Here is a 16,366-nt window from a genome sequence, read left to right as displayed (position 1 = left end):
AAAGGATGGTGGCGCTTCTCGGTGACCGTCCCATCGTGGCGGTCGGCGGGGTGCCCGGAGCAGGGCCGAACCCCCTGTCCGGCCCGGGACCTTCGACCTGCCTCGGGCGGGCCGGGTTGCCGGGGTCAGCGGACGACGTCGACCGGGGTCAGCGTGGTCAGCAGTTCTGGCAGGGCGGCCGGGCGGCCGTACCGCCAGCCCTGGCCGTGCACGCAGCCGATCGCGGTGACCGCCGCGTGCTGCGCGTCGGTCTCCACCCCTTCGGCCACCACGGCCAGGTCGAACGCGGCGGCGAGCCGGTTGACCATGTCCACCGTGGCGTACGCCCGGGGGTCCTCGGTGCCGAGCCGGGCCACGAAGGACCGGTCGACCTTCAGCTCGGTGGCCGGGATCCGGTGCAGGTAGCTCAGCGAGGAGTAGCCGGTGCCGAAGTCGTCGATGGCGATCCGGATGCCCAGCTCGCGGAGCTGGCGCAGCCGGTCCAGCACCGCGTCGCTCCCCTCGATCAGCGCCGACTCGGTGAGCTCCAGGGTGAGCGCGCGCGGCGGCAGGCCGGCGCCGGCGGTGGCGGCGGTGACCGTGGCGATCAGGTCGGGCCGGCGCAGGTGCGCGGCGGCGATGTTCACCGCGACGGTCACCTGGGGTGCGCGTTCCCGCCAGGCCGCCGCGGCCCGGCACGCCTCGTGGATCACCCAGCGGTCGACCGGCAGGATCAGCCCGGTCTCCTCGGCCAGCGGCAGGAAGCGGGCCGGGGCCAGCAGCCCGAGCCGGGGGTGCCGCCAGCGGATCAGCGCCTCGACGCTGCGTACCGCGCCGGTGGCCAGGTCGACGATGGGCTGGTACTCCAGGTGGAGCTGCCCCTCGTCGACGGCGCGGCGCAGGTCGGCGATCAGCTCCGCGCGGGTCACCGCCGACTCGCGCAGCGCCGGGGTGCACGTCCGGTACGCGGACTTGCCGGCCGCCTTGGCCGCGTACATGGCGATGTCGGCGTCGCGGAGCAGGTCGGTGTGGGAGGTGTGCTGCGGCCCGTACTCGGCGATGCCGATGCTCGCCGACGGGTTGAGGCCGAGGTCCTCCTCGCCGGGCAGCGGCTCCAGGGCGGTGAGCAGCCGCTCGGCGAGCCGCTCCGGCGGCACCGGCCGGTCGCCGTGGACCAGCACCGCGAACTCGTCGCCGCCGAGCCGGGCGATCATCCCGTCGGCGCCGGTGGCGTCCCGCATCCGCTCGGCGATGCTGGTCAGCAGCCGGTCGCCGGTGACGTGCCCGAAGCGGTCGTTGACCTGCTTGAACCCGTCCAGGTCGAGCAGCAGCACGGCGACCGGCGCGTCGTCGCGCAGGGCGCGGCGCAGCCGCCGGTTGAAGGTCAGCCGGTTGGGCAGGTCGGTGAGCTGGTCGGAGTAGGCGAGCCGGCGCAGCCGGGCCACCAGCCGCAGGTTCTCGTTGGCGGCCAGCCCCTGGCGTAGCGCCAGCACGCCGAGCAGTGCCATCATGCCGAGGAAGATCAGATGCGGGGTCTGCCCGGTGGGCCGGCGGGCGAGCCCCACCGCGACGATCGCCCCGCCGACCGGCAGGTACGGCAGTGCCACCCGCCACCAGGGCGGCAGCGGCGACTCGGCGGTCTCCTCACCGCCGCCACTGCCGGTGGGCGGCGGGCACGTGGTGGCGGCGCCGATCAGCAGGTAGCTCAGCGGCCAGCACAGGTCGATCGGGTGACCGGGCGTGTAGCTGCCGTGCGCGACGAGCGAGACGTAGGCCGTGTCGGCGGCGGCCCGGATGGCCAGGCTCGCCCCGATCACGGTCAACGGCCGCCACATCGGCCGGGACGGCCCGGCGACCGCGACCAGGATGGTCAGCTGCATCAGGTCGAACATCGGGTAGAGCAGGCCGAAGGTGCGCAGCGGGTCGGCGAGGTCGGCGGCGGCGACGTCGCGGAACACCACCACCCAGCCGATCGGGATCAGGGCCAGCCCGACGATCACCCCGTCGAGCAGGGTCCGGGCCTGCCCGATCAGGCTGTGCGGGGCGGCCAGGGAGCAGAGCAGCGCAGCGGTGCCGGTGATGATGCCGGCGGTGAAGATGCCACCGATCAGCGGGTTGTGCGGCAGCTGGTGCCCGTTGAGCCGCTGCACCATCCACAGCACCCGGCCGAGCGCGGCGAGCGCCATGGTGACCGCGAGCAGGGTCCAGAACCGGCGCAGCGCCACCGGGTGCCGGCGGGCCACGCCGACGCAGGCGACCGCCGCCCAGGCCGCGACGGCCACCGCTCCCAGGTCGCTGGCGAGGGCCGCACCGGGCAGCCCGGCCAGCAGCCAGCAGGCTTCCCCGAGTACGACGACCGCGGCCGCGACGAGACCGACGCGGCCGGACAGCGTGGGACGGGCCACGACGGCGCGGCTCACGTCCTGCGGCAGCACAACTATTCGCTCCGGCTCTCTCTCAGACGTGCACCCTCGACGATGAGGACCGGTCACGGACGGCGAACGGCGCAAGCGTAGTCACCGCCCGATGCCGCCGCCAGAGCCGATCGGCAACCGTCACCCGCCCGATCAGGACGGTGACGCGCTGTCGCCCTGCCGATAGAGGGCGACCAGCACGCGGTACCGGGGCGCGCGGCGCTGGCCGGTCTCTCCTGACCGGCCGCAGGAAGATAACTCGGTGCGGCTACCGTGCGTGACGGGCCAGGACGTAGAGGCGGCGGGTCGCCACCTCCTGCGGGTACGCGACCCGCTCCAGCCGCGCCTCGACCGCGAGGCCCGCGTCGGTCAGCGCCGCCACCACCGTCTCGGCCGCGAAGAAGTGGAAGTCCACGTCCACCCGGTGGCCCCACCACTCGTCCAGGTGCCGGACCTCGGTGCCGAGGTGGACCGCGACCAGCAGCGGGGCGCCGGGGCGCAGCACCCGCCGCAGCTCCACGCAGGCCGGGCGCAGCTCCCCCGGGTCGAGGTGGATGACCGAGTAGAGCGCCACCGCCGCGCCGAACTCGCCGTCGGCGGCGGGCAGCCGCAGCAGGTCACCCTCGCGGAACTCCGCCGCCGGGAACGCGCGCCGGGCCACCGCCACCATCTCCGGCGACAGGTCGATCCCCACCGCCCGGACACCGGACCCGGCGAGCCAGGCCGTGACGTGCCCGGGCCCGCAGCCCAGGTCGGCGACGACCGCGCCCGGCCCGGCCTCCTCGACCAGCGCCGCCAGCAGCGCCCGGTCCAACGGCTTGCCCGCCAGCTCGTCGGCGAGCCGCGACCGGTACTCCTCGGCCACCGTGTCGTAGCTGCGCCGCACCCGGTCGTGGTCACGGTTCATCGGGTCAGCATGGCACCGCCTCCACGGCGGACTCAGGCCCACTCCTCCGCCGGGTCGCCGTCGCCGCTGCCGGAGCCGCCCTTGGCCTCGGCTGCCGGGCCGTCAGCGGCGGGCGCGGCGGCCGGCGGGCCGCCGTGCGTCCACGGGGTCTCCTCCGGCGGGGGGAAGTTCCCCGCCGGCAGGAAGGCGTCCGACAGGGTGGTGAAGCAGAGCCGTTCCCCCACCTCCGGCACGGTGCCCGGCGGCGCCGTCAACCCCCGGCCCATCCCGCCGGAGAGCTCCAGCACCACCTCGGTCTTGCCGTCCGCGCCCGGGGTCACGAAGACCACCCGGGCCTTCTGCGCGGGGCGGGCCGGCGACCACAGCGTCGCGCCGACCGGCACCAGCACCGACTCGGTGGTGACCAGCTGGATCCGGGGGCGCAGCACCGGCCGCTTTCCGGTGTCGTCCACCCGCTTCGGGTCGGCCAGGGCCACGTCGCCGACGAACGCCTCCCCGGTCAGCCGGTGCTCGGCCATCACCAGCGGATCGTCGTAGGCGCGCTGCACGGCGTACGAGGTCAGCACCCGCTCCAGCCGGTGCAGGCGCACGGCGGCGGCCACCGCGCCGTCGCGGCGCGGCTGCGGGCCGCCCCCGGCGTCGACGTGCTCGGCGTAGCCGGTGAAGGCGTCCTTGTCGCCGTCCCACCGGCCGGCCACCCGGGCCCCCGGCGGCAGGGCGCGCAGCAGCCCCACGCCGCGCCACATCAGCTCCCAGGTGGGCGCGAGCTGGTCGCGCAGCAGGCGCTCCAACTCCGCGTACGCCGCCGCGCGGGCGACCGGGTCCGCCTCGGCGTCGGCGTACGCGGCGATCGCCGGGGCCAGCCGCCGGTTGTCGAAGTCCGGGTCGGTGGCGGGGCCGGCCGGCGGGCAGACCGTCGGATCCTCGGCCCGGGCGGCCGCCGCGGCGCCGGTCAGCCCGGCCGGCGGGTCGATCCAGCCGAGCAGTGCCGGCAGGTGCAGGTCCTCCACCGCGCTCTGCCCGGTCGCCCAGTGCAGGGTCAGCGCCTCGGTCATCGCCAGCAGCGCCGCCGAGCCGGGGTACTCGGCCCGCTCGGCGAAAAAGGTCAGCCAGCGGCCGAGCAGCGGCACCGACGGGTGCACCGGGTAGTCGCCGTCCGGCCGCCGGAACCGGGTGGAGCGGCCGAACAGTCGCAGGAAGGTGACCCCGGCCGGGTTCGGCACCAGCAGCTGCGGCGCGTCGACGTACCGGTGGCGGACGTCCCGGCCCCGGTCGGTGGGCACCGCCTCGGTGACGCTCCGGAACGAGTCCAGGTACGGCAGCACGACGCCGGCCAGCTCGGCGGCGAACGCGAACCGCTGCTGGCGGTTGCGGGGTTGCGGCACGATCAGCAGCCGCGCCTCGTCCGGGGCCGCGCCGACCAGGGCCGCCAGGGGGGCGTTCGCCTCGCCCGCCATGGCCAGCGGCACCAGCACCAGCGGGCGTTCCGACAGGTGCAGGTGCCGGACGGTGGCCACCGGCTGGGCCACCCCGGCGGCGAGGGCCTGCGCCTTCGCCAGCGCGCGCAGCGTACTCATGCGGGGCCTCCCGTGAGGGCGTCGGCGCGCAGGCGGGCGGCGGCGCGCAGCAGCGCGGCGGCCTCCCCCTGCTCGGGGTCGGGGGCCCGCTCGCCGGCCGCCAGCGCCAGCACCTCGGCGACCTCAACGATCCCGCCCAGCGCCTCGCGGACCGGGCGGCCCAGCGCCGAGGTGTGCCCGCGCGCCTCGTGCCGACAGAAGTACGCCAGCTCGCAGGCGGCCAGGCACTCCGGCGCATAGCGGGCCTCCACCCGGGACAGCGCGGCGACCAGCGTGCCCGGGTCGGCGTCCAGGTCGGCGGTGAACTCCGCCGGCACGTCGGCGAGCAGGGCCTCGATCCGGGCCATCCGGTCGAGCTGGCGGCGCAGCGCCAGCAGTTGCTTGCGAACGTCGAGCAGGCTGGCCACCGGCCGGTTGCCGAAGTCGCGCGGGCAGACCAGCACCACCTCGTGCGACACCAGCTCCGGGCCGTGCCCCTCGGCGGCGAGCAGCTCGCGCAGCGCCAGCACGTAGACGGCGGACTGGACGGCGGCGGCGGAGACCTTCGCCGGGTCGGCCTGCCCGTCAACCACCGGGAAGGACTTGACCTCCACGACGTGGAACCGGCCGGCGAGCCGGGCGGCGACCAGGTCCGGTTCCAGGTGCACCCGCTGGCCGGCGACGTCGAGACCGAGCAGCGGATGGTCGAAGAGCGCCGCGCCCTCGCCCGGGTCGGTCAGCGCCGCCCGGGACCGCTCGTGCCGGTCCGGCAGGTCGTCGGCGCCGCCGAGGTCCGTCCAGCTCGCCTCCGCCGGCACCGGCACGCCCAACCGCTCGGCGACCAGCCGCAGCAGCTCCGCCCCGCCGTCGGCCTTGACCTGCGCCTCGAACGCGTTGCCCCGGGTGATGGCGAAGCGGGACTGGCCGAACCGGGCCGGGAAGCCGATCCGCTCAGCCAGCTTCGGCTTGTCCACCCCCGCGCTGTCCAGCACCGCCCGGCGGGTGCAGCCCGGGTTGCCGGTCAGCGCGGCGACGGTCCGGGCGTTGTGCCGGCGGGGCGGCACCCCGCCGCGGATCTCGGCCAGTCGCCGCGCGCTGCTCGTCATGATCCGCCAGGATAGGCGCTCTCCGCCGGTACGGCCGGGAGCGCGCCGCGGCGGACCAGCACCGCGGTGGCCACCGCGGCCGCGACGGCCAGCCCCGCCAGCGACCAGAGCACCGTACGCAGGCCGCCGGTGAAGCCCGGGTCGGCGAGCCGGCCAGCGGTGGTGCTCGCCAGCACCGCCCCCACCACGGCGATGGCGATGGTCTCACTGGTCAACCGGGCCGTGTTGATCATCCCGGCGCCGGTCGCCGCGCGGCCCGGCGCGACGCTGCCGATCGCGATCGCGTCGAGCAGCCCGATGGAGAGCCCCACCCCGACGCCGATGGTCAGCAGCGGCCCGGCCAGCGTCGCCGTGTCCGCGTCGGGCCGGAGCACGGTGGCCCAGGCCGCGCCGCCGGCGACCACCACCACCGAGACGACGGTGACCGCGGTGGCCGGGACCAGCCGGGTCAGCGCCCCGCTGAGCAGCGGCAGCACCAGGGTGGGCGCGGTCAGCAGGATCAGCGTCGCGCCCGCCGCGCCGGGGCTGAGCCCGACCACCGTGGTCAGGTACGACGGCAGGTAGACCAGCAGCGGCACCAGCACCGCGACGATGGTGGCCGCCGCCAGGCAGATGCCGAGGAACCGGGGGCTCGCCAGCAGGGCCAGGTCGAACATCGGCTCGGCGCGACGGCGTTCCACCCGGACGAAGACGACCAGCAGCGCCGCCGCGGCGGCGAACGCCCCGACGATGACCGGGGCCGCCCAGCCGTACGCGGGACCCTGCACGAAACCGAAGATGAGCAGCAGCAGCGCGGCGGTGAACGAGACGGTGCCCGCCCAGTCGACCCGTCCCGGGTGCGGCTGGCGGGACTCCGGCAGCAGCGGCACCAGGGCGAGGACGGCGCAGGCGGCCAGCGCCGGGGCGGCGAAGACCGCCCGCCAGCCGAAGCCCTCGATGAGCAGTCCCGCGATCGACGGGCCGAAGGCGAGGCCGACGCCGATCGCCGTACCGAAGAGGCCGAACGCGCGAGCCTGGGCACGTCCCTGGAACGCCCCGGCGAGCAGCGCGGAGGCGCTGGTCGCCGCGGCGGCCGCGCCGACGCCGGCGAGGGCGCGGGCGACGTCTAGCAGCAGGATGCTGTCGGCGACCGCGGCGAGCAGCCCGCCGGCGGCGAAGACCGCGACGCCGAGGGCGTAGACCCGGCGGCGGCCGAACAGGTCGGCCAGCGCGCCGGTGGCGAGCATGAAGCTGGCGAACGTGGCGTTGTAGCCGTTCACCACCCACTGGACGCCGGCCAGGCCGGCGTGCAGGTCGCGGCCGATGTCTGGCAGCGCGACGGACGCGCCGGTCAGCGAGACCGGGAGCGCGACGGTGGACAGCAGGACGGCCACCAGCACGACGGCCGGGTGATTGCGCACGATTCTCCCCGTTCGGACGGCGGCGCCAGCGTAGATCGCGCAGGCGGGACGGGGTCCGTACGGGGTGGAGGATCACCGGCCGGTCAGCGGCCGGCGGAGCGGTTCCAGGGCGAGCGGGGTGACTCGGCGCCGGCCGAGGGTCGGCTGCGGCGGCGGTGCCGGCGGCCGGGCGTGCACGGCGGCCGGGAGACGGTGTGCACCGGGGCGGTGGCCGGGACGACCGGCTGCCGGCCGATCAGCCAGCAGAGGAAGGCGGCCATGGTCAGCCGACCGGGAGGCGCTGCGCCTCGGCCCGGGCGATGTCGTACTCGGCGCCGCAGAAGGTGCACTGCTGGGTGTACCGGGTGCGCACCGGGATCAGCGGGACGAAGAAGAGGGTGAACCTGGTGGACCGGCGGGTGATCACCTGCGCGGCCTGGTTGCCGCAGTTGCGGCAGACCCGGGTGACGACACCGGACCGGTCGACCTTGGTACGGAGCCCGAAGATGAAGAACATCGCCCGGCAGTACCCAGTCGGGCCCGGAAAATCACCCACGAAAAAATTCTGGTAGGCAGGTGTCCGGATCCGGGCGTGCCGTTCGTCAGGCTGCTGCAACCACGACACGGAGGAGCGAACCGATGAAGTACCTGATGTTTGTCTGCACCGACACCGAGCCGGACGCCGACCCGACCGCCGCCCCGGACATCGAGGAGTGGGTGGCCGAGCGGGACGGCCGGGGCCAGCGGCTCATGGGCAGCGCGCTGGGGCCCGCGTCGGCGGCCACCACCGTCCGGGTACGCGACGGCGAGCTGCTCCTCTCCGACGGCCCGTTCGCCGAGACGAAGGAGGTGATCGTGGGCTTCGACCTGCTCGAGTGCGCCGACCTGGACGAGGCGATCGAGGTGGCCCGCGCCCACCCGATGGCGTACAGCGGCCGGCTGGAGCTGCGGCCCCTCGTGGACCTGGACTGACGCCGGTGACCGACGCGGCCGACGCGGTCGCCGTCGCGGGCGCCGAGGCGTACCCGCGGATCGTGGCGACGCTGATCCGCGTCACCGGTGACTGGACGCTCGCCGAGGACTGCGCCCAGGAGGCGGTGGCCACGGCGTTGGAGCGCTGGCCGCGCGACGGCGTACCGGCCAATCCGGGCGGCTGGCTGATGACGGCCGCCCGGAACCGGGCCCTGGACGTGCTGCGCCGGGCCAGCGTGGAACGCCGCAAGCTGCGCGAGCTGGCCCGGCTCACCGACCCGGAGCCGGCGCCGTCCGAGCCGGAGGGGGACGTGGTGGACGACCGGCTGCGGCTCATCTTCACCTGCTGCCACCCGGCGCTGGCCCTGGAGGCGCGGGTCGCGTTGACGCTGCGCACCGTGGCCGGGGTGCCGACCGCCGACATCGCCCGCGCCTTCCTGGTCACCGAGTCCACCATGACCCGGCGGCTCACCCGGGCCAAGACGAAGATCGCCACGGCCGGCATCCCGTACCGGGTGCCGACCGGGCCCGCGCTGGTCGAGCGGCTGCCGGGCGTCCTGGCCGTGCTCTACCTGCTCTTCACCCGGGGGTACGACGCCGACGGCGAGCCCGCCTTCGCCGCGGAGGCGATCCGGCTGGCCCGGCTGCTCGACCGGCTGATGCCGGAGCAGCCCGAGGCGGCCGGGCTGCTCGCGCTCTTCCTGCTGCACGACTCCCGCCGGGCGGCCCGCCGCGACGCCGACGGCAACCTGCTCACCCTCGACGAGCAGGACCGCTCCCGCTGGGACCGGGCCGCCGTGGCCGAGGGCCGGTCGCTGCTGGACCGGGCCGGCCACGGCCCGTACGCCCTCCAGGCCCGGATCGCCGCCTGCCACGCCACCGCGCCGACCGCCGCCGACACCGACTGGCCGGCCATCGCCCGCTGGTACGACGACCTGGCCCTGATCCGCCCCACGCCGGTGATCCGGCTCAACCGCGCGGTGGCCCACGGGTACGCGTACGGTCCGGCGGCCGGGCTGTCCCTGGTCGCCGAGGCCCGTTCCGGCGGGGCGCTCGACGGCTACCCGCCGGCGCTGGCCGCGGAGGCCGAGCTGACCGCCCGCCACGGCGACCCGGTCCGCGCCGCCGCCCTGTTCCGGGCCGCCGCCGATGTGGTGGGCTCTGCGGCGGAGCGACGGGCGTTGCTCCGGCGCGCCACGGGTCTGGCGGATTGAGCGTCCGCGACATGGCACCGCGGGACGCTGTCCTGCACCCCCGGAAGGCATCCACCCACTCATCACCGGATGAGTGGATACCTTCCGGAGTGAGCGCACCCCGGTCAGTCGTCGTCACCGTGGTGGTCACCGTGGTCGTCGTCCTGGTCGTCGCTGATCTGGCCCCTGATCTCGCCCGCCGGGTACTTCGAGGTGTGCACGTTGGCGTACGTGACGCCGGCCTCGATCGCGTCGACGAGCTCGTCGAACTCTCCGGGCTGGATGCCCTGGTCTGCCGGGCCGATGACATCACCGGGCTTGATGGTTCCCTCGATGGTGGCGGGAGACTTGGGGCAGGGCTGAACGCCGTGTGGCGCGCCGCCCTTCGCGTCCTTCAGGTTCGAGCAGAGGAAGACGGCGATCCCGCCGCTCTGGTGCCTCCCCCCGAAGTGGATGTGCGCCTGCTGGACGTCTCCCTCGAGGTCCTCGTAGCTCAGTCGAAACTCGATCTCTTTATCTCGTTCGTCGATGTGCGCCACGAACCGACCCGAGCCGGGCGTCGAGATCGTGAGCGGGTCCTCCTGGAAGCCGCTGAGCTTCGCCCGCACGGTCCCCCGCTCCCGCTCGTTGCCTGCGTCCCGCGAGTCTTGATTGCCGGCGTCCCGCCAGTCGAACGAGTCGTGCGAGTCGCGGGAGTCGTCTCCTCCGTCGCCCATGGCCGCGCTTCCCACGGCGGTGCCCGCCACCGCCGCGCTGAGCGCCATCGTTGCTGCCCACAGTCGGGTACGTCCCACCATTACTGCTGCTCCTTCCTAGGCGAAGCCTGGGCCCAACCTCGTTGAGGGCGGTTTGCCACCATTTGGGGGACACAGGCAGGAAGGCGCCGTTCAGCCGAGAACGAGAGTCGTGATGAGCTGCGGCACTCGGGCTGAACAGGCGCCCCTATGGTGAAATTTTCCCACATTTGCCCGATGTCGTGGTCGTCTTCCCTGATCCGACCGCGAGAGATCTTCGGAACCCGTTGACCGGCGGCCCACGTCTTGCGCGACTTCGCACCGGAAAGGGCCCCTGCACCACGATGGGGTGACAGCAGGCCCTTTTGGTGACGTCAGTTGGTGGAGCAGGCGGTTGCGGACGCGGCCTGCCGGCGGGCGAGCCGTTTCGGCTCGGCGGCGTCCATCAACGTGGTACGACAGCCGGGCGCGGAACAGCGACCGACTTTCGGAAGGGCATGCCGATGCCGGCGAGCGATGCTGGGGTGTTGCGCGATCCCACCAGCCCGCAGCACGTGACATTTCTCGAGCTGTTCTTCGACCTGGTCTTCGTGTTCGCGCTGGACCGCGTCTCCCAAGGCCTGATCGATGACCTGGACTGGCTCGATCTCCTGCAGGCGACGGTGCTGCTGCCAGCCATCTGGTGGATCTGGATGATGACGGTCTGGATGACCGACCGGCTCGATCCGGAACGGGCCTCAACCCAGCTGACCGTCATCGGGATCATGCTGGGCAGCCTCATGCTGGCATCCGCGGTGCCGGACGCCTTCGGCCACCGCGGCTGGTTCTTCGCCGGCACGTACGTCGCGGTTCAGCTGGGGCGAAGTCTGTACCTGGTGGTCGTCCTGCGCCGCCACGAGTTGCGCCGCCGGAGCATGCGTACGCTGTTCTGGTTCGCCGTGTCGGCCGTGCCGTGGCTGCTTGGCGCCGCCAGCAGCGAGCGGCTGCGGCTGGCGCTGTGGGCGCTCGCCATCACGATGGAGTACGTGGCGGCCCGGCTCGACTTTCCCACACCCAGGGCCGGCCGATCCCCGATCTCGGAGTGGGGCCTCGCTGCGGCGCACATGTCCGAGCGGTATCGACAGGTCGTCATCGTAGCCCTCGGCGGAACCATCATCGTCGCCGGAACCACCTTCGGGGCGAGCGACTTCGGCCTCCACAGTGTGGCCGCGCTGGTGGTCTCCTTCGCCGTCACCGGTCTGCTCTGGCGGATCTACATCTACCGGGCGGGTGAGCTGATGTGTGAGGCGCTCGCCCGGTCGGCGAATCCCGCACACCTGGGCCGTTCCACCGCGTACACCCATCTCCTCATCGCGGCAGCCGCCATCACCGTCAGCGTCGCTGACCGGCTCGTCATCGCCCAGCCGCTGGCGCGCCCGAACGCGGCATGGACCGCGGCGATCATGGCCGGACCGGTGCTGTTCCTGCTCGGCCGGGCCCGCTTGGAGTACACCGTGTTCAGCCGGGTCTCGTACTCGCGACGGATCGGGCTCGCCGTGCTGGTGGCCATCGCTCCGGCGATGATCGCCGTGCCGCCGCTGGCGGTCGCCGCGGCGATGGTGGCGATCCTCCTCGGGGTTGCCGCCGGCGACGTCGCCGGCTGGCGGCGTAATCCAAGCATCCCCACTCCACCGCGCGCGGCAGCGGGCTAGCCCGCCACCGGGCGGTGAAAGAAGCCCCCGACCTCGCCTTTGGGCTGGTCGGAGGCTTCCCTGCGGTGCGCTCCCGGCGGGACTCGGGCCCTGACCTTCGGATCCTTGGTCAGCTTGTCGCGTCAGCCGTCGGCATCTCCACGGAAAGCCAGATCGGCTGCCACTCCGCCATCTCGTGGTAGCGGCGCAGCTCGGCCAGCCCGGCGACGGACCCGCTCCAGGCCGCGTACGGCGGGTTGCCCTCGTCGAAGCCGCTCTGCACGAAGGTCAGCTTGGTCTTCCCGGCGGACTCGGCCAGCTCCCAGGTGGTGACGCCGACCGGTCCCCAGTCGACGGACATCTTCCGGCCGGGCTCCAGGTCGACCACCTTGGCGGCGTACCCGGACTCGAAGCCGCCCATGGCGTACCGGCCGCCGACCCAGGGCTCGATGCCGATCGGGTACCCGAACCAGGCGCTGGCCTGCTCGGAGTCGGTCAGCGACCGCCACACCCGGTCCATCGGGGCGGCGATGGTCAGCTCACCGCGCAGGTCGGCGGAGGTGAAGTCGGTCCGGGGCAGCAGCGGCCGGCCCTCCAGGTGGGCGGCGAGGTTGGCGATCCCCAGGGCCCAGAACGTCTGCAGGACACCGCGGATGCTGCTGCCGCTCATCGCCTCGGCGAAGTCGAAGTGGCTCTGCCGCAGGGTGAGGACGCTGGTCTGCCCCTCGGGCGTCAGCTCGAACTCGGTGGTGGTCTCAACCCCGTCGAGCGGCCAGGCGAAGCGCAGTACGTGCTCGTCGACGTGGAGCAGCCGCTGGTGCGGCGCGTCGCCCTCGGGGGTGAAGCGGCCCCAGAACGCGTACCGCCGGGGCAGGTCGACCTCGGCGTGCTCGGCCAGCCAGACGCGCAGCTCGGCCGGGTCGGTCAGGGCGTGGCGGACGGCCTCGGCCGGCGCGGCCAGGCGGGCCCGCACGGTCAGCAGGTCACTCATGGTTGTCGCCTTTCGGGTAGCAGGCCACGGCGAGCTTGAAGGCGTCCCCCTCGGCGCCCCCGTAGCGCGTGAACAGGTCCCGCAGCGTCGACTGCAGGTCGTGCAGGAACTCCTGGCGCCGCTCGGCCGGCACCCGGATCTCGCCGGAGACGCCGATCGACGGCAGCTCGGGCGCGGTGCGGTCGAGCGCCGCGACGTCGGCCTGGACCTCCTCCATCAGGTCGAGCAGGTAGCCCAGGCTCAGCTCGTCCCGGGCCCGGCGCAGCCCGCCGATCCGGCCGACCAGCCGCGGCGAGAGCCAGTACGACCGGGCGGCGGCCTGGTAGATGCCCTCGCTGATGCCGCGCACCTTGCGGGTCGAGACCTGCTCGACAAGGCCGGCCGCCGCGAGCTGCTTGACGTGGTAGTAGACCCGCTGCGGGGTCTGCTCCAGCAGGGCGGCGACCTCGGTGCAGGTGCGCGGCTCGGCCAGCTGCCGCAGCACCTCGATGCGCTGCGGCTTGAGCAGGACCTCGGCCTGCTCGCGCTCTTCCAGGTACAGGACGTCTCTCATGGCAAAATCAGTTTGTACGTACAAAACTTCTTTGTCAATGGGAACGACGAGAGGGGACGGCCGCGCGGCCGTCCCCTCTCGTCAGATCGTCACGGCGTCCAGTCGGGACGCAGCGGGTAGCCGTTCACGCCGTCCTGGCCGTTGTGAGTGGCGAGGATCTGGTGCAGCTGGATGCCGTTGCGCTCGAACCCCATCCGCGAGCCCGCCATGTAGAGCCCCCACACCCGGGCCGTGCCCTGCCCCACCTCGCCGACGCAGAAGTCCCAGTGCTCCACCAGGTTGCGGCACCAGCCCGCGAGGGTCAGCGCGTAGTGCTGCCGCAGGTTCTCCTCGTGGTGCACCTCCAGCCCGGCGTCGTGGATCTCGCTGATCAGCCGGCCCGGCCCGGCCAGCTCGCCGTCCGGGAAGACGTACCGGTCGATGAACGCGCCGGAGCGGTGCGGGGCCCGGTTGTCCGCCCGGGTGATGCAGTGGTTGAGCAGCCGCCCGCCCGGCCGCAGCCGGTCCCGCAGGAAGCCGAAGTAGGCCGGGTAGTTGCGCACGCCGATGTGCTCGGTCAGCCCGATCGAGGAGATCGCGTCGAACTGCTCGCGCGGGGCGTCCCGGTAGTCCAGGTGCCGCGCCTCGGCCAGCTCGCCCAGCCCCTCCCGCTCGATCGCCGCCTGCGCCCACTGGGCCTGCGCCCTCGACAGGGTCACCCCGAGCGCCTTGACGCCGTACTCCCGGGCGGCGTGCCGGACCATGCCGCCCCAACCGCAGCCGACGTCGAGCAGCCGCATCCCCGGCTTCAGCGCCAACTTGTTCGCGACCAGGTCGTACTTGGCCTGCTGCGCCTGCTCCAGCGTGTCGTCCGGGCTGTGGAAGACCGCGCAGGTGTACGTCATCGACGGGCCGAGCACCTTCTCGTAGAAGGCGTTCGAGACGTCGTAGTGGTGGGAGATCGCGGTGCTGTCCCGGGTGCGCGAGTGCCGCAGCCCGTTCACCACCCGCTTCCAGCGCGGCAGCGCCTCCTGCGGCGGGGGTGGGGGCGGCATCAGCCGCTCCCAGCCGAGCCCTCGCACCAGGGCCAGCGCCTCCGCCACCGGCGGCAACCGCAGCGGCATCTCGTCCTTGAGCACCCGCAGCGCCTCGTACGGGTCACCCGGGTGGACGCCCTCCAGCCCCAGGTCGCCGCTGACGTACGCCCGGGCCATGCCCAGGTCGCCCGGCGCGGTCAGCAGATACGACAGGCCCCGCTCGGAGCGGATCGACAGGGTGATCCCGGCGTCGGCGGGGCCGACGGCGCTGCCGTCGTAACCGGTGACGCGGACCGGCAGCGCGCCGGTGGTGACCGCACGGACCACGTCCGCCACGGTCGGGCCCGTACGCCGGCCTCCCGCCGGCGGGCCGGACGGGGCGTCCGCCGCCCCCTGTTCACGGTCGATCAGGCTCATTGACGTCTTACCGCCTTTTCGTAGAGTCCGGTGAGCCGGTGGTCCGGGTCGTAACGGTCCTTCACCGCGCGCCAGGTCTCGCCGCCGTAGAGCCGGTCGAACGCCGCGCGGTCGTAGTACGCGTCCGAGTAGAGCGACTTGTGCCCGCCCGCCTCCGACACCGCGCGCTCGACTGCCCGGTTGACGTCGCCGTCGGCGGCGCCCTCGGCGATCGGCACGCTTCCCCAGAAGCCGATGTTCACATACGTTTCGGCTGGTTGGAGCGGATACAGCGGCCACGCCCGGGCGGATCCCAAGCCGGCCGGCTCCCGCAGCCGCAGCGGGCAGAGCCAGACCGGGGTCATCCCCACGTGCCGGTCGAACCAGCGCAGGAACTCGGCGGTGCCGTCGAGCGGGATCTCCACGTCCTGCACCACCCGCTCCCGGGCCGGCCGGCCGCGCCAGCGGTCGACCCGCGCGGCCACCTGGTGGCGGTGCTCCAGCCGGACCAGCCGGTGGTAGAAGTCGCTGCGCCGGTACCGCGCCGGCCAGAACCGGCGGACCACCGGGTGCTGCACCCCGAACGCCGCCGAACACCAGAACCAGTCGGTGTCCCAGCGCCAGAGATAGTCGTAGGTGGTGAGGGCGTCCCGGGTGCGCCGGCGCAACGAGCGGTAGTAGATGTCCTGGCCGGTGTAGTCGCTGGGCCGCTCCGCCTCGTCGGTGAACGTCCCCAGCAGCAGGTACGCCTCGCCGGGGCTGAACATCACCCCGTCCATCGCGTCGACCGGCTCGCCGGCCCACTCCCCCTTGGCGACCACGTCGCGGATCGCGTCGGCCAGCTCCTCCAGCCGGCTGAACCGGATGTTGCGCAGCGCCACGTACCGACGGACCGGTTGCAGCTCGATGCGCAGCCGGGTGGCGTAGCCGAGGCTGCCCAGCGAGTTGGGGAAGGCCCGGAACAGGTCGGCGTGCTCGCCCTCCGGCCGGACGGTGAGGATCTCGCCCGCCCCGGTGAGCACGTCCATCTCCCGCACCGACTCGTGCGGCAGGCCGTTGCGGAAGGAGGTGGACTCGATGCCCAGCCCGGTCACCGCGCCGCCCAGAGTGATCGTGCGCAGCTGCGGCACCACCAGCGGCATCAGCCCGTGCGGCAGGGTCGCGTCGACCAGGTCCTCGTAGGTGCACATGCCCTGCACGTCGGCCGTGCGGGCGGCCGGGTCGACGCCGAGCACCCCGGTCAGGCCGCTGACGTCCAGCCCCGGGGTCCGGGGCGCCGATCGGGGCCGGAACAGGTTGGAGGTGCGCTTGGCCAGCCGCACGGGCTCGCCGGGTGGCACCGCGGCGTACGACCGCCGCAGCGTGTCCACCGCCTGATCATGGTCAACCGGATGATCCACACGCTCCGCGCGCATGAGATCACATTACGCCTCACCCGCCAGATCTGGTGGGATGTCCACGATGGCCATTTCGCGTCCCGCACAAGGCCGCCGGGTTACC

The 16,366-nt window shown here is 73.7% G+C and carries 15 protein-coding genes; 3 read left to right on the top strand and 12 right to left on the bottom strand.

Translation table 11 applies throughout. The features are described 5' to 3' along the window. Window positions 1–125 precede the first annotated feature (125 nt). The 7 genes from EV384_RS09595 to EV384_RS09570 form a co-directional block, all read right to left on the bottom strand. Window positions 126–2,399 (bottom strand): putative bifunctional diguanylate cyclase/phosphodiesterase, encoded by a 2,274-nt coding sequence (locus EV384_RS09595; RefSeq protein ID WP_207232272.1) that lies wholly within the window; start codon window positions 2,397–2,399, stop codon window positions 126–128. A 262-nt stretch (window positions 2,400–2,661) separates the two neighbouring features. Further along, window positions 2,662–3,300 (bottom strand): class I SAM-dependent methyltransferase, encoded by a 639-nt coding sequence (locus EV384_RS09590; RefSeq protein WP_130332114.1) that lies wholly within the window; start codon window positions 3,298–3,300, stop codon window positions 2,662–2,664. Window positions 3,301–3,332: 32 nt separating this feature from the next. Continuing rightward, a complete protein-coding gene (locus EV384_RS09585) occupies window positions 3,333–4,877 on the bottom strand; it encodes a hypothetical protein (protein WP_242623994.1) in 1,545 nt (514 codons plus the stop codon). Beyond that, window positions 4,874–5,962, bottom strand: coding sequence for a hypothetical protein (locus EV384_RS09580; RefSeq protein ID WP_130332112.1), 1,089 nt, complete (start codon window positions 5,960–5,962; stop codon window positions 4,874–4,876). The genes EV384_RS09585 and EV384_RS09580 overlap by 4 nt, the downstream gene beginning before the upstream one ends. Continuing rightward, complete coding sequence (locus EV384_RS09575; RefSeq protein WP_130332110.1) at window positions 5,959–7,362, bottom strand: MFS transporter; 1,404 nt, start codon at window positions 7,360–7,362, stop codon at window positions 5,959–5,961. The genes EV384_RS09580 and EV384_RS09575 overlap by 4 nt, the downstream gene beginning before the upstream one ends. 83 nt (window positions 7,363–7,445) lie before the next feature. Further along, window positions 7,446–7,622, bottom strand: a complete 177-nt coding sequence (locus EV384_RS34745) for a hypothetical protein (RefSeq protein WP_165439899.1) — start codon at window positions 7,620–7,622, stop codon at window positions 7,446–7,448. 2 nt (window positions 7,623–7,624) lie between these two features. Then, the gene (locus EV384_RS09570) at window positions 7,625–7,897 is read right to left on the bottom strand and encodes a zinc-ribbon domain-containing protein (RefSeq protein WP_242623993.1); all 273 of its coding nucleotides are present in this window, start codon (window positions 7,895–7,897) and stop codon (window positions 7,625–7,627) included. 83 nt (window positions 7,898–7,980) lie between these two features. Between EV384_RS09570 and EV384_RS09565 the strand changes: the two genes are divergently transcribed. Beyond that, window positions 7,981–8,313, top strand: a complete 333-nt coding sequence (locus tag EV384_RS09565) for a YciI family protein (RefSeq protein ID WP_130332108.1) — start codon at window positions 7,981–7,983, stop codon at window positions 8,311–8,313. Between the two features lie 5 nt (window positions 8,314–8,318). Then, window positions 8,319–9,527: an RNA polymerase sigma factor gene (locus EV384_RS09560; protein ID WP_130332107.1), complete on the top strand. Its 1,209-nt coding sequence runs from the start codon at window positions 8,319–8,321 to the stop codon at window positions 9,525–9,527. Between the two features lie 104 nt (window positions 9,528–9,631). Here EV384_RS09560 and EV384_RS09555 read toward each other — a convergent pair whose 3' ends face one another. Then, the gene (locus EV384_RS09555; RefSeq protein ID WP_165439898.1) at window positions 9,632–10,300 is read right to left on the bottom strand and encodes a CHRD domain-containing protein; all 669 of its coding nucleotides are present in this window, start codon (window positions 10,298–10,300) and stop codon (window positions 9,632–9,634) included. Between the two features lie 467 nt (window positions 10,301–10,767). Between EV384_RS09555 and EV384_RS09550 the strand changes: the two genes are divergently transcribed. Next, window positions 10,768–11,931 carry a low temperature requirement protein A gene (locus EV384_RS09550; protein ID WP_165439897.1) on the top strand — a complete coding sequence of 388 codons (1,164 nt, stop codon included), beginning with the start codon at window positions 10,768–10,770 and terminating at the stop codon, window positions 11,929–11,931. Window positions 11,932–12,040: 109 nt separating this feature from the next. Here EV384_RS09550 and EV384_RS09545 read toward each other — a convergent pair whose 3' ends face one another. The 4 genes from EV384_RS09545 to EV384_RS09530 all read right to left on the bottom strand — a co-directional run bounded on the left by EV384_RS09545 (window position 12,041) and on the right by EV384_RS09530 (window position 16,281). After that, window positions 12,041–12,901, bottom strand: coding sequence for an SRPBCC family protein (locus EV384_RS09545; RefSeq protein ID WP_130332102.1), 861 nt, complete (start codon window positions 12,899–12,901; stop codon window positions 12,041–12,043). Further along, on the bottom strand, window positions 12,894–13,454 hold the full coding sequence (locus EV384_RS09540; protein ID WP_130332100.1) for a winged helix-turn-helix domain-containing protein: 561 nt from the start codon (window positions 13,452–13,454) through the stop codon (window positions 12,894–12,896). The genes EV384_RS09545 and EV384_RS09540 overlap by 8 nt, the downstream gene beginning before the upstream one ends. Window positions 13,455–13,543: 89 nt before the next feature. After that, window positions 13,544–14,887, bottom strand: coding sequence for a class I SAM-dependent methyltransferase (locus EV384_RS09535; protein ID WP_130332098.1), 1,344 nt, complete (start codon window positions 14,885–14,887; stop codon window positions 13,544–13,546). After that, the gene (locus EV384_RS09530) at window positions 14,884–16,281 is read right to left on the bottom strand and encodes an FAD-binding oxidoreductase (protein ID WP_130332096.1); all 1,398 of its coding nucleotides are present in this window, start codon (window positions 16,279–16,281) and stop codon (window positions 14,884–14,886) included. Before EV384_RS09530 ends, EV384_RS09535 begins: the two co-directional genes overlap by 4 nt. Window positions 16,282–16,366: the final 85 nt, after the last annotated feature.

Source organism: Micromonospora kangleipakensis, assembly GCF_004217615.1.
GTDB classification, from domain to species: Bacteria; Actinomycetota; Actinomycetes; order Mycobacteriales; family Micromonosporaceae; genus Micromonospora; species Micromonospora kangleipakensis.
Note: the sequence above shows the minus strand (reverse complement) of the source record. Positions and strands in the feature narration are given on the sequence as shown.

Bases quoted from the DNA above. Each gene is read 5' to 3' on its own strand.
- EV384_RS09565 (WP_130332108.1), top strand. From the start codon at position 7,981: ATGAAGTACCTGATGTTTGTCTGCACCGACACCGAGCCGGACGCCGAC.
- EV384_RS09535 (WP_130332098.1), bottom strand. From the start codon at position 14,887: ATGAGCCTGATCGACCGTGAACAGGGGGCGGCGGACGCCCCGTCCGGC.
- EV384_RS09590 (WP_130332114.1), bottom strand. From the start codon at position 3,300: ATGAACCGTGACCACGACCGGGTGCGGCGCAGCTACGACACGGTGGCC.
- EV384_RS09530 (WP_130332096.1), bottom strand. From the start codon at position 16,281: ATGCGCGCGGAGCGTGTGGATCATCCGGTTGACCATGATCAGGCGGTG.
- EV384_RS09545 (WP_130332102.1), bottom strand. From the start codon at position 12,901: ATGAGTGACCTGCTGACCGTGCGGGCCCGCCTGGCCGCGCCGGCCGAG.
- EV384_RS09580 (WP_130332112.1), bottom strand. From the start codon at position 5,962: ATGACGAGCAGCGCGCGGCGACTGGCCGAGATCCGCGGCGGGGTGCCG.
- EV384_RS09585 (WP_242623994.1), bottom strand. From the start codon at position 4,877: ATGAGTACGCTGCGCGCGCTGGCGAAGGCGCAGGCCCTCGCCGCCGGG.
- EV384_RS34745 (WP_165439899.1), bottom strand. From the start codon at position 7,622: ATGGCCGCCTTCCTCTGCTGGCTGATCGGCCGGCAGCCGGTCGTCCCG.
- EV384_RS09540 (WP_130332100.1), bottom strand. From the start codon at position 13,454: ATGAGAGACGTCCTGTACCTGGAAGAGCGCGAGCAGGCCGAGGTCCTG.